Source organism: Polaromonas sp., from assembly GCF_035638815.1.
Lineage (GTDB): Bacteria > Pseudomonadota > Gammaproteobacteria > Burkholderiales > Burkholderiaceae_C > Polaromonas.
In genome coordinates this window covers 18,349-30,578 of the sequence record NZ_DASQZG010000006.1, presented here as the reverse complement: position 1 = coordinate 30,578, position 12,230 = coordinate 18,349, and the positions used below count along the sequence as shown (strand labels likewise).

Below are 12,230 nucleotides of genomic sequence, written 5' to 3'. Positions count from 1 at the left end.
TCCATGCCTTTCTCCTTTCCATTTGTCGCTGGAGCCGCCTGATGCCCAGCGCCCACCGCCTCAAGATTGGTTTGTCGGCCTGCTTTTCGCATGCCGATCCAACGCGTTCGCTGTTCACCGGCAAAACGCTTCAATACGTTGAGCAAACCATCGCCCACTGGCTGATGTCCACCGGCGCCATGGTGGTCATGGTGCCGTGCCCGACGGGCAGCACCCAGCGCGGCGACGTGACCTATGCGCACTATGCGCACTGGCTGGACGGCCTGGTGCTGCACGGCGGCGCGGACGTCTGGCCCGGCAGTTACGGCGAGGCGCCACTGGAAGAGCAATGGTCTGGCGATCGCGTGCGCGACGAGTACGACAAGGCACTGGTGGCAGCCTTTGAGTCCGTGGGCAAACCCATCTTTGGCGTGTGCCGCGGCCTGCAACTACTCAATGTTGCTTTTGGCGGAACACTTTTCCAGGACATTCAGACCCAGGTGCCTGACTCTTTTATCCACCGCGACGCCACGACGTATGAGCAGAACTTTCACAGCGTGGACATCGTGCCAGGCACGCAGCTCTCGCGCCTTTACCCTGGCGTAGAGCGGGTTCGCGTCAACAGCATTCACCACCAGGCGATCAAGGACCTGTCGCCCGAATTTGAGGCCGAGGCCTTCAGTGTGAGCGACGGCATTGTGGAAGCCATTCGCCGCAAGGACAGATCCAAGAGTTACATCGCGGCGCTGCAATGGCATCCGGAGTTTCACAAGCCCGATTCGGACACGATTGATGATGCGGCGGTGCTGGATGATTTTTTAGCGGCAGTGGCGGCTGCAAAAGGGGTTTCGTCTTAGGCTTTTGAATGAAATCGCCTGTTTGCCCTTTATTGACGGGGATAGTTTGCTATTAATACAGTAGCAATCTTGCCATTTTGTCTGTCATCCCGGACTTGATCCGGGATCCATGCCGGCTTCCTACTGTCTTGACTTCAGTTTTTATGGTCCGCCTGCTAGCCGGGTCTCGCCCCGGCAGGCGACTCACTTTCTCTTGCTTCGCCAAGAGAAAGTAAGCAAAGAGAAGGCGACCCGATGGTCCGGGTCCCTCCGCTTCGCTACGGGCAGCCTGTGGTGCTCGGTAAAAGCGGGGTCTCGCAGAACTCGCCTTCGGCTCAGACAGCTGCGAGCCCTGATCCGCTTTGACCTGCGCTCCTCGGCCCGGCCCGACGGGCTTGGGGTAGAAAGACAAACTCAATGACCATTCGGGAAGGCAAAGGACGCGCCAAGCGCGTCCTTGCCGGAGCCCGCTCCCGATTCCCTCCCTGCTCCCCACCCCTTCTGTATGCGCCGAGGAGCGGAGGTTCAGACGGATCAGGGCTGACACTTGTTTGAGCCGAAGGCGAGTTTGTGTCAGACCCCGGCTGAACCGAGCACCGCAGGTTGCCCCGCAGCGCAGCGCAGGGGACGCAGACAGCAGGGTCGCCTTTTCTTTTGCTTACTTTTCTTTTGGCGACGCAAAAGAAAAGTAAGTTGCCGCCGGGCAACCCCGGCTAGCTGGCACGCTACAAACGCAAAAAGCAAAGATGGCTTCGACAAGCTCAGCCCGAACGGTGGACAGTAGAAGATGAACATGGATCCCGGATCAAGTCCGGGATGACGAGTCCAGTAGGACAAGAGCCCCGGCAACTACTCCGCAGTCAAATGCTTTCCAACAATCCCGGCCAACTCAAACATCGTTACCTGCGGCTTGCCGAACACAGCAAGCAGCTTGGCGTCTGCATTGATAGCCCGTTTGTTGGCCGCATCCTGCAGACCTTCAGCCTTGATGTAATCCCACAGCTTTTTGATCACCTGCGTACGAGCCACCGGTTCGGCGCCGATCACCGCAGCCAAGGCGTCGCTGGGCTTTAAACCGCTGCCGGGCTTGGCCACGCGCGGGGTTTTCGGCTTGGCGGTTTTCGCAGCGGGCGCTTTCTTCGCCGCAACTTTTTTGGCAGCAGGAGCCGCCTTCTTCGCTGCCACGGTTTTGCCGAAGGGCGTTTTCACCGCGCCTGTTTTGGGAGGGCCAGCCGTTTTGCGCGGAGGAAATTTGGATGGCGCAAATTCAAAGTTGACCTTGCCAGCCTCAGCGTCCCAGGCCAGCATGGCTTTGAACGGCCTACGCGTGCGCATGGAGACAAACTTGTCGAGCAAATCGGTTTTGCCGGCCGTCAGCAACTTGACCATCTGCTCGCGCTCCACCGGCTGCTGCAGGATCACCTGGCCGGTCTTGAAGTCGCAGCTTGGCGTGGGCTGCGCATTCGTGGGCACGGATTTGTCGCACACATAATTTTTGCCGTGCTCGAAAACACCGCCGCCGCATTTGGGGCAGGCACCCAATGACTGCTGCGCACTGAAGTCGACAATCTCGCCGGTTTCGGCATTTTTGTCTTCGCCAAAGTCAAACTCGAGCTTGTAGTTTTTGGTTTCTTCATCAAACTTGATGACCATTTCGGCAGTGAAAGGCCAGCCAGCCTTTGAGCGGAAGCCGTCAAGCGGGCCAATCTTTTTGTCGCGCAGAAACTGCTCAACCTCCGCCACCTCAAACGTGCGGCCTGCCGGTGTTTTGCCAAACGAGAAACCGCAGCCTTCGCCTTTTTTGCCGGTACAGGTGTAGCGGCGGTAGTTTTCCTTGATGACGCCGCCGCAGTTAGGGCAGGGTGCGCTCAGGGTGGCGTAGTCTCCGGGGATGGTGTCCTTGTCATAACCCTTGGCCTTGGCGACCAGGTTTTTTGTCATGTCGGCAATCTCGGCCATGAAGGTCTCGCGGCTGAGCTTGCCCTTTTCCATTTGCGCGAGCTTGTGTTCCCAGTCGCCGGTCAGATCGGCGCGTGAAAGCTCTTCCACACCCAGGCCGCGCAACAGGGTCATCAACTGAAATGCCTTGGCGGTCGGGATCAGCTCGCGGCCTTCGCGCAGCATGTACTTTTCGTTGATCAAACCTTCAATAGTGGCCGCACGGGTGGCTGGCGTGCCCAGGCCTTTTTCCTGCATGGCTTCGCGCAGCTCGTCGTCGTCAATCGTCTTGCCGGCGCCTTCCATCGCGCCCAGCAAAGTCGCCTCGCTGTAGCGGGCCGGTGGCCGGGTCTTCAGGCCTTTGGCTTCCACCACTTCGGCGCGCACCATCTCACCCGGTTTGACGGCGACCAGAATCTTGCTGTCTTTCTCGTCGGTGTTCTCGTCTTCGGCTTCCTTGCCGTAGATGGCCAGCCAGCCCGGCTTGACCAGCACCTTGCCTTCGGTCTTGAAGCTGTGGGCCACAGCCTGGGAGATTCGCGTGGTGACCAGGTATTCAGCGCTCGGGAAAAACACCGCCATGAAGCGGCGCACCACCAGGTCGTACAGCTTTTGCTCGGCGTCGCTCAGGCCACTGGGCGCCTGCAGTGTTGGGATGATCGCAAAGTGATCACTCACCTTGGCGTTGTCAAAAATGCGTTTGCTGGGCTTGATGTAGTTACCCTTGATCGCCGTGGCCGCGTGCGGGGCCAGGTGCTTCATGGGGCTGCCGGCCAGCATTTCAAAGGTCTGCTTCACCACCGGCAAATAGTCTTCCGGCAGCGCGCGCGAATCGGTACGCGGGTAAGTCAGGGCCTTGTGCCGCTCGTACAGGCTTTGCGCAATCGACAGCGTGGTCTTGGCAGAAAAGCCAAACTTGCCGTTGGCCTCGCGCTGCAGGGAAGTCAAGTCAAACAACAAACCCGATGCCTGCGTGGTGGGTTTGCTTTCTTCCGTCACCGTGGCGGCCTTGCCGCGCACGGCCTCGGCAATGGCCAGCGCTTCACGCTCGGACCAGACGCGGTCTGCCTTCAGCTCGGCATCAGGTTCTGCGTTGTCCGCATTGGCAGCGGCTTTTTTCCACTTGGGGTCAAACCACTTGGCCGGGTACTCGCCGGCCTCGGCCAAAAAGGTGGCATGGATTTCCCAGTAGTCACGGCTGACAAACTTGCGGATTTTTTCCTCGCGCTCCACCACCACCGACAGCGTCGGCGTTTGCACCCGGCCCACAGTGGTCAAAAAGAAACCGCCGTCACGCGAGTTGAACGCCGTCATGGCGCGTGTGCCGTTGATGCCGACCATCCAGTCGGCCTCTGACCTGCAGCGCGCCGCGTCGGCCAGCGGCAGCATTTGTGCGTCGGTGCGCAGCGAGTCAAAGCCCTCGCGAATCGCGGCGGGTGTCATGGACTGGAGCCACAGGCGCTGGACCGGGTGTTTGCTCTTGGCGTACTGCTGGATCAGACGAAAAATCAGCTCGCCCTCGCGGCCCGCGTCACAGGCGTTAACCAAAGCGCCCACGTCCTTGCGTTTGGTCAGCTTGACGATGGCATTAAGCCGCGTCTTGGTCTTGTCCATCGGCTTCAGGTCAAAGTATGGCGGAATCACCGGCAGGTTGGCAAAACTCCATTTGCCGCGCTTGACGTCAAACTCCTCCGGCGCCTGGATCTCAACCAGGTGGCCCACGGCTGAAGTGATGACCCAGTCATCGCTCTCAAAATATTCGTCGTGCTTTTCAAACTTGCCCGCGCTGGGCGTGATGGCGCGGACGATGTCCTGTGCCACCGAGGGTTTTTCTGCAATCACCAGTGTTTTCATAAAAACTTCTTCAAACCTTGAACATCGTCGGGAAACATCTCCCCGGCTTCTGCAAACAATACTTTTCCGTCGCGACCATCGCGCGGGTTAACTTTCAAAACCACCACCACCGGCAAGCCGCGCGGCTTGGCCAGCAGCTGGGCGCCTTCCGGCAGAATCGCCGCCGGAAAGCTGTAGCCCTTGGTCTTCATATAGGTCTCTGCCGCGCCCGGCACGCGGTCAATTGACAGCGCCAGCACTTCCAGCCCCGATGCCTTGTGCGCCTGCCACAGTGCTTCTATATGGGGCGACTGCACCGCGCAAAAGGGGCACCAACTTGCCCACCAGTACACCACAAGCGTCTTTCCGCGTACTGAGGCAGGGGTCCAGACGCGTCCATCCAGCAAGGTCAGCGCCGGCAGTTTGAGCGTGCTTCCCACCTCAGGCAAGGGAGCCAGCGCGCCCTGAGCCCAGGCATGCGCAGCCAGGCCAGGCGCGGTGAGCGCTGGCACAAGCTGAATGACTTTTCTTCGGTTGAACATGGTCTGGGAGTCCCGGGGCATCACTACAATAGCGGCTCGCGCGCACATACGCGCGCACATGCATGAATTAACCATACCAAAAAAATTCGACGTGTCAAAAACCCAGGTCCCAGAACCCCTTTCCAGCGTGCCCGCCGACAGCCTGGCCGCCAATGGCCGACGCATCCAGACCCGCCGCTCCGGCGTGCATGGCAAGGGCATGTTTGCCGTGCAAGACCTGGCCGAGGGCGAGACCCTGATCGAGTACGTCGGCGAAGTTGTCACCTGGAAAGAAGCGCTGCGCCGCCACCCGCACGACCCCAAAGACCCCAACCACACGTTTTACTTTCACATCGACGAAAAGCATGTGATCGACGCCAAGTACGGCGGCAACTCCTCGCGGTGGATCAACCACAGCTGCGACCCGAACTGCGAAGCTGACGAAGACGGCGGACGCGTGGTTATCAAGGCGCTGCGCAACATCCCGGCCGGGCAAGAGCTGTTTTACGACTACGGCCTGATCATTGACGCCAAGTACACCAAAAAGCTCAAAGCCGAATACCCCTGCTGGTGTGGCGCGCCCAACTGCCGCGGCACTTTGCTGGCGCCCAAGGACAAAGACGACAAGAAGAAGAAAGACAAAAAGTCGAAGAAATCCAAAAAAGCAAAGAAGAGCAAGAAGGACTGAGGCTCTCCTGCATGGATCCCGGATCAAGTCCGGGATGACAAACCAAAAGACCGGGACCACGCAAACCCCATCGACATGAGTGCCACCCCGACCACCCCCATCCCCTGGCCCGCTGAGGCCATCTGGGAGGCTGTTGCGCCTGTGCTGCCAGGTTTCACGGTGGAGGTGTTGCCGCAAATCGATTCGAGCAACACGGAGCTGATGCGGCGCTTTCGTGCAACCGGCTCGCCTGATCCCGTCCTGCTGGTGGCCGAGCAACAAAGCGCTGGCCGGGGTCGCATGGGACGCAGCTGGCAAAGCCAGCGCGGCGACAGTCTCACTTTTTCATTAGGTATGCCCCTGCAGCCTGCCAGCTGGTCGGGCCTGTCCATGGCGGTGGGCATCAGCCTGGCCGAGAGCCTGGAGCCCAGCCCTGGCGCAGCACCGGCCATACGCCTGAAGTGGCCCAACGACTTGTGGCTGACCGACGCGCAGGGCGAGCGCAAGCTGGCGGGTATTTTGGTAGAGACCGCGAGCTGGGGATTTCTGCGCTACGTGGTGATTGGTGTGGGCATCAACGTGCGGCCGCTGCCCGCCCCGCTGCCCGAGAAACTTGTAGACCAGCCAAGCCCCCTGGCCCCTGCTTGCCTGCAAGACCTGCTGCCCGGGACCGATGTGGCGGATGCGCTGCTGCGGGTGGCTGCTCCTCTGGTTCAGACCGTTCAGGCCTTTGGCATGTTTGGTTTTGCGCCGTTTCAGGCGCGTTTTGCCCTGCGTGATGCGCTGGCCGGTCGGGCCGTGCAACTGTCTGACGGCACCCACGGCGTAGCCCATGGTGTGGGCGAAAACGGCGCGCTGCTGGTGCATACTCCGGCTGGCATGAAAGAAATCACCAGCTCCGAAGTCAGCGTCCGGCCCCTGCCATCCGCCGGTGCGCGCCCATGTTAAGGCTGCTGGTCCTGGTGCTGGTACTGGCCAACGCCGGTTACTGGGCCTGGTCAAACGGTGTGCTTGCTGACCTCGGCTTCACGCCTGCCGTGCAGTCCGAACCACAGCGCATGACCACCCAAATCAGGCCCGAGGCGATTGTGTTGCTGACCGCAGCCGAAGCCAGCAAGATTGAAAGCGGAGGCGCCACCAGCAGCGCAGCAGCCGCAGCAGCTGAGGCTTCCGAATGCCTGCAGGCGGGTCTTTTCAACGAGCAACAAACCGCCGCTTTGCGCACCGCGCTGGAAACCGGCTTGCCAGCGGGCAGCTGGCAGATCGAAAGCGCGATTGAGCCAGGTCGGTGGCTTGTTTATATGGGCAAATACGCTGGTGAAGAAGCGCTGGCGAAGAAACGCAGCGAGCTGCGCCAGCTTGGCGTGTCTTTTCGCCCTGTCACCAACCCGGCCCTGGCACCAGGGCTGTCGCTGGGCACCTTTGCATCCCAGGCCGAGGCTGATGCCGAGCTGGCCCGGGTGGCCACCAGAGGCGTGCGCACCGCCAGGGTGATGCAAGAGCGTGCCGAGGCACGCGGCCAGATTGTCAAGCTCGCTGCGGTAGACGCTGCCCTGCGCACGCGGCTGGATGTGCTGACCGCGCCACTCGAAGGCAAGCCCCTGCGGTCGTGCGCCTGAGCCCGGCCCTGCATTAGCCCTTGCGCCCAGGATGGCGTAGCTTTTATCGGCGACATCCTACGTTCAGCCGCGGATTCGGCGATAGGCGATTCCTTCCGCCTTCTCTATGCTCAAGTCGTCAGGCGGTCTGCGCCTGAAGGACCGGCATTTTGATCATCAACACCTTTCTCGTCGAAGACCAGCCCGACATTCGCACCACTGTGGTTGAAGCGATGGAAAGAGTGGCGCCCGTCAAGTTTGTGGGTCAGGCTGAGGGCGAAAAGGCTGCGCGTACCTGGCTGCGCGAGCACACCAGTGACTGGCAGCTGGCCATCGTTGACCTGGGCCTGGCGGACGGGTCCGGCTTTGGCGTGCTCAAGGAGTGTCAGGCACGCAAACCCGATCAAATGGTTGTGGTGCTAACCGCAAACGATGAAATTGACATTGCCCTCAGATGCCACCAGCTTGGCGCTGACAAGGTCTTCAACAAATGCTCTGAGCTGCTGAAGCTGGTTGATTTTTGCAAGCTGCATGCGGATAACCTCAGCCACGACTGCCCCGAGCCAGCCTATGCCTAGCTGCACGGCGTTCAACATCCCCCACTTTTAAGTTTCTGAATAGGGTCAGCCCCATGATTCTTCGTGCTTTTTTGGTTGAGGACCAACCCGACATTCGCGACACAGTCATTGACGCCATGGAAAACATAGCGCCGCTGAAATTTATTGGTTTTGCAGATGGCGAAACCGCCGCACGCAAGTGGCTCAAGGCCAACCAAAGCGAGTGGCAACTTGCCATCGTCGATCTGCGCCTGAAAGAAGGCACGGGCTTTGGTGTGCTGAAAAGCTGTCAGGCCCGCAAGCCAGAGCAAAAAGTGGTGGTGCTGACCGGGCATGAACAACAGCAAATTGCCGAGCGCTGCCTGGAGCTGGGTGCAGACATGGTGTTTAACAAATCGTCTGAGCTGGACCGCCTGGTTGAGTACTGCAAGATGCATGCAGAAGACCTGGACGCGGGCACGCTGTCCCTGCATTAGCGCGATACGCGCCCGGTTACGTGCTGCCGGCCTTACGCCACGCTATCGTTCTTATAGCAGGTGGCGCCCGGCGTCATTGGGCAAAAGGCCGTTTTTGCTCATAACTCCTTCCCCCTCAACCCTTCAGGGCGCCAAAACGTACACGCGTCATGCAATATCTGCCTGGTCCTACAGCAGCGGGGCAGGCTCTCCGATAGGGTGCCCCTAAAGCGCTGGATATGGTTGCTCTGTGCCTGGCGCTAATGGGAGCGTGGCTCAAATGAACTATCAACATCCACTATTGAAGGAAGCATCATGGGCATTATCTGGACCATTCTTATCGGTTTCATCGTCGGCATCGTTGCCAAATTTCTGATGCCAGGCCGCGATCCTGCTGGCTTCATCATCACCGTTCTGATTGGTATCGTCGGCTCCGTCGTTGCTACCTACCTGGGCCGCGCTCTGGGCTTTTACCAAGTCGGCGAATCTGCAGGCTTTATTGCTGCCGTCCTCGGCGCCATCATCCTGCTGTTTATCTACCGCATGGTCACAGGCCGCAAGGCGTAATGCCACAGTAGATTACTGAACGCAAAAAAGCCGCGCCGGTTACCCGGCGCGGCTTTTTTTATGGGCCTGGCTCATCTGGACGATTTCAGATACTTCTCAACCGCGTCGGCACGGCTGCCCGCGGCCTTGACAGCAGCGGCCAGCCCCCCCACGTATCAAGCTTTCGCAGGCACCGGCGTGCGCTGCGCCGGGTCATAGAAAAACGTTTCCTCGGCAATGCGCTCACCTTCCCAGCGCTGCCAGGCCATCTCTTCCATGCGGGTGGTGCTGCCATCTGCCCACACAAAATTGAAAATCCACCGGATGGCGACATGGTCACCGTTGATAAACACCGGACGCACGCATTCAGAAGTCAGCGATTTGGCGCGCGCCATGACCTTGCTTTCATGCGCCACCAGCGTGTCGCGCCCACGGCGCGGCGGTGACTGGTTCTCCTGCATCGTGGCGCCATCGGTATAAAACTCGGCGATAGCTTCGGTATGTGCGTTTTCTTCTACCCGGGCAATGAAGCGTTGAACGGTCTCAGCGGTTGGCATGTTGGGTATCTTCGGTTGAGAGCAACTGAACAGGGTTTGCAGTTTGCTCATGTTTTGATAGCTTCTACCGCACGTCAAATAAGGGCCAGACGCTGATTTGGCTTACAAATCACTCAGCATCAGCTTGGTCCTTGATGCGGCGGCGCTCCACAGCGCGCCTTTTGCGCTGCCGGTCCAGAAACCACGCCAGAAAAGGCAGCAACACCATGGAGCCCGGAATCGCCCAGACGAACAGGTAGGGGCTGACCGATGACGCCGAGCGCACCATGGACTTGAGCTGCACCTTTTCTTCCGGCGTCCAGGTGCCGCCCTTGCGCTGCTTCATCAGCAGCGGCCAAGCCCCCTTCATATGCGCCAGCTCTTCGCGAAAGCGGCGCGTCTCACGGTGGTTGCTGGCCACAATCGAGGCAACCCAAACCGGCGCCCGGCTCATCTTCGTCTGGAAATGCGCGGTGCTGTCAGGGTCAAACACCTGCTGCTCGGTGACCACCGTCATCTCCACAACCGTCACCTCCACCGTTGTCACGCCGGGCTCGTCCGGAAGCACGATGTCGGGGGCGGGGGTGGCGGGAAGCATCTGGGTCATGAGGCAATTATCGGGCCGGGTCATGTCAGCGCGTGTGGGAGAAAAGCTAGTCGTCGAAATTTGAAGGTTACCGAGGCGGGCGGATGACACAAACAGGTGCGCCACGAAAGTTCCGGCATTCCCGTTTGATTCGGCCCGCCGAAGCCTCCTCTGCATCGTTTGATTTATTTACCCCGCGCTTTAGCCCATCAACGTTGGTCACACACGTCAGACCAGCCCAAAGCCGCTGGCCTTGTGCAGCGTTAACAGCGAAGATCCGTGTGACAAAGTGTTAACGAACTGTGACTCCCCGGATGGCGACCCTTATCCCCTCATTTGGAACTTCTGCGTTTGACTCAACAGGCGAGCGGCGCCTGGCTGAACGGCTGGAGCAGAAACTCGACCCTGACTACCTGCTCTGGCACAACGTGCCCATTGGCCCCAAGCAAACCTACCCGGACTTTGTGGTGCTGCACCCCCGCCACGGCCTGCTGGTGCTGGAAACCAAAGACTGGCATCTGGACACCATTCGCGAGGCCACCCGGCAGTACTGGACGATTCTGGTCAATGGCCAGCTCAAGCCGGTCAAGAATCCGCTGGAGCAAGCGCGCCACTGCGCCATTCAGGTAGTGAACGCACTCGAGCGCGACTCCCAGCTCGTACACGCCGGCGGCCCGCACCAAGGCAAGCTGGCATTTCCCTGGGGCCACGGCGTGGTGTTCACCCGCATCACGCGCAAGCAGTTCGATCAAGCGGGCCTGGGCGAAACCATTGCCGCCAACTACGTTATCTGCAAAGACGAGATGGAAGAGTCTGCCGACCCCGAAGCGTTTCAAGAACGGCTTTGGAACATGTTTGCGCACCGCTTTGGCGGTGTCATGAGCCTGCCGCAGCTCGACCGCGTACGCTGGATCATGTTTCCCCAAGTGCGCGTACAAACCACCGGCAACTTGTTTGACGACAGTGACGAACAGGCCGAGCTGCCCGACATCATGCGTGTGATGGACATCCAGCAAGAGCAGCTGGCGCGCAGCCTGGGCGACGGCCACCGCGTGATTCACGGCGTGGCAGGCTCAGGCAAAACCATGATCCTGGGCTACCGCGCCGAGTATCTGGCCAAAGCCAGCACCCCCACCAGCAAACCCATCCTCATCCTCTGCTTCAACGAGCCGCTGGGCGTGAAGCTCGCCAGCGTGATGGAAGCCAAGGGCCTGAGCGACCGCGTGCATGTGCGCCACTTTCACAAATGGTGTCGCGACCAGCTCAAGACATATAACTTGCTGCCAACGGAAAAGATGGGCACAGACAAGCTTATGGAAGAGTTTGTTCTACGCGTCATCAAAGGCATTGACCAAAAGCAAATTCCATCCGGCCAGTACCAGGCCATCCTGATCGACGAAGGCCACGACTTCGCGCCCGAATGGCTGAAGCTCGTTACGCAAATGGTGGACCCGACCACCAATAGCCTGCTGCTGCTTTATGACGATGCGCAAAGCATTTACGAGCGCAGCCGCAAGAAAGATTTCAGCTTCAAGAGCGTGGGCGTGCAGGCGCAGGGCCGCACCACCATCCTGAAGATCAACTACCGCAACACCAAACAAATTCTGCAAACCGCCAATCTGATTGCGGCAGACCTGCTGACCGCCGACGATAAAGACGATGACGGCATACCGATGGTGAAACCCATCAGTTGCGGCCGTGAAGGGCAGGCGCCCATCATCATCAAACTGCCCAGCCTGCGCGACGAAGCGTTCGCCATTGCCGACCACCTGACCAGCGCTCACAAAGAAGGCTTCGCGTGGGGCGACATGGCGATCCTGTGCGCGGACTACGACACCATGTACCTGATGGGCCGCACGCTGACGCAACGCAAACTGCCACATCGCTTACGTGAACGGTCTGGAGACTACAACCCCGCTGCCAACGCCATTCAGGTGATGACCATGAAGGTCAGTAAAGGCTTGGAGTTTCCGGTGGTGGCGCTACCAGGGGTGGGGCACATGCCCGGGCCCGGAGAAGACGAGCAGGAGGCTGCGCGGGTGTTTTATGTGGCGGCAACGCGGGCGACGCAGAGGTTAGTGATGGGAGTAGGTGGGGGCGGGGTTTTTGGGGGCCGGTTAGACAAGTGATAGCGCATCCAACTGCGTACAGACAGCCATGCCAATCTCAAAAAAGTAT

Annotated in this window: 12 protein-coding genes; 8 read left to right on the top strand and 4 right to left on the bottom strand. The window is 59.6% G+C overall.

Annotated features, from left to right (window positions below; genetic code table 11):
- Positions 1-41: 41 nt before the first annotated feature.
- Positions 42-836 carry a type 1 glutamine amidotransferase gene (locus VE934_RS02975; RefSeq protein WP_324884175.1) on the top strand — a complete coding sequence of 265 codons (795 nt, stop codon included), beginning with the start codon at positions 42-44 and terminating at the stop codon, positions 834-836.
- Positions 837-1,664: 828 nt separating this feature from the next.
- Here VE934_RS02975 and VE934_RS02970 read toward each other — a convergent pair.
- Together VE934_RS02970 and VE934_RS02965 are read right to left on the bottom strand one after the other, a co-directional pair.
- On the bottom strand, positions 1,665-4,607 hold the full coding sequence (locus tag VE934_RS02970; protein WP_324884173.1) for a DNA topoisomerase III: 2,943 nt from the start codon (positions 4,605-4,607) through the stop codon (positions 1,665-1,667).
- Positions 4,604-5,128, bottom strand: a complete 525-nt coding sequence (locus VE934_RS02965; RefSeq protein WP_324884171.1) for a TlpA disulfide reductase family protein — start codon at positions 5,126-5,128, stop codon at positions 4,604-4,606. Before VE934_RS02965 ends, VE934_RS02970 begins: the two co-directional genes overlap by 4 nt.
- 127 nt (positions 5,129-5,255) lie before the next feature.
- On the opposite strand from VE934_RS02965, the gene VE934_RS02960 reads away from it, so the two are divergent.
- The 6 genes from VE934_RS02960 to VE934_RS02935 all read left to right on the top strand — a co-directional run bounded on the left by VE934_RS02960 (position 5,256) and on the right by VE934_RS02935 (position 8,951).
- Positions 5,256-5,795, top strand: a complete 540-nt coding sequence (locus tag VE934_RS02960; RefSeq protein WP_414693804.1) for an SET domain-containing protein — start codon at positions 5,256-5,258, stop codon at positions 5,793-5,795.
- A 75-nt stretch (positions 5,796-5,870) separates the two neighbouring features.
- On the top strand, positions 5,871-6,722 hold the full coding sequence (locus VE934_RS02955) for a biotin--[acetyl-CoA-carboxylase] ligase (RefSeq protein ID WP_324884167.1): 852 nt from the start codon (positions 5,871-5,873) through the stop codon (positions 6,720-6,722).
- The gene (locus VE934_RS02950) at positions 6,716-7,393 is read left to right on the top strand and encodes an SPOR domain-containing protein (RefSeq protein ID WP_324884165.1); all 678 of its coding nucleotides are present in this window, start codon (positions 6,716-6,718) and stop codon (positions 7,391-7,393) included. The genes VE934_RS02955 and VE934_RS02950 overlap by 7 nt, the downstream gene beginning before the upstream one ends.
- A 149-nt stretch (positions 7,394-7,542) precedes the next feature.
- Positions 7,543-7,950 (top strand): response regulator, encoded by a 408-nt coding sequence (locus VE934_RS02945; RefSeq protein WP_324884163.1) that lies wholly within the window; start codon positions 7,543-7,545, stop codon positions 7,948-7,950.
- 53 nt (positions 7,951-8,003) lie between these two features.
- Positions 8,004-8,405, top strand: a complete 402-nt coding sequence (locus VE934_RS02940) for a response regulator (RefSeq protein WP_324884161.1) — start codon at positions 8,004-8,006, stop codon at positions 8,403-8,405.
- 294 nt (positions 8,406-8,699) lie between these two features.
- Positions 8,700-8,951 carry a GlsB/YeaQ/YmgE family stress response membrane protein gene (locus VE934_RS02935; RefSeq protein ID WP_324884159.1) on the top strand — a complete coding sequence of 84 codons (252 nt, stop codon included), beginning with the start codon at positions 8,700-8,702 and terminating at the stop codon, positions 8,949-8,951.
- 155 nt (positions 8,952-9,106) lie between these two features.
- Here the strand turns inward: VE934_RS02935 and VE934_RS02930 are convergent, their stop codons facing one another.
- Both VE934_RS02930 and VE934_RS02925 read right to left on the bottom strand, forming a co-directional pair.
- The gene (locus VE934_RS02930) at positions 9,107-9,487 is read right to left on the bottom strand and encodes a nuclear transport factor 2 family protein (RefSeq protein ID WP_324884157.1); all 381 of its coding nucleotides are present in this window, start codon (positions 9,485-9,487) and stop codon (positions 9,107-9,109) included.
- A 109-nt stretch (positions 9,488-9,596) separates the two neighbouring features.
- Complete coding sequence (locus tag VE934_RS02925; protein WP_324884155.1) at positions 9,597-10,073, bottom strand: hypothetical protein; 477 nt, start codon at positions 10,071-10,073, stop codon at positions 9,597-9,599.
- A gap of 293 nt (positions 10,074-10,366) precedes the next feature.
- Here VE934_RS02925 and VE934_RS02920 point away from each other — a divergent pair, with 293 nt between their 5' ends.
- Positions 10,367-12,181: an NERD domain-containing protein/DEAD/DEAH box helicase gene (locus VE934_RS02920; protein ID WP_324884153.1), complete on the top strand. Its 1,815-nt coding sequence runs from the start codon at positions 10,367-10,369 to the stop codon at positions 12,179-12,181.
- Positions 12,182-12,230: the final 49 nt, after the last annotated feature.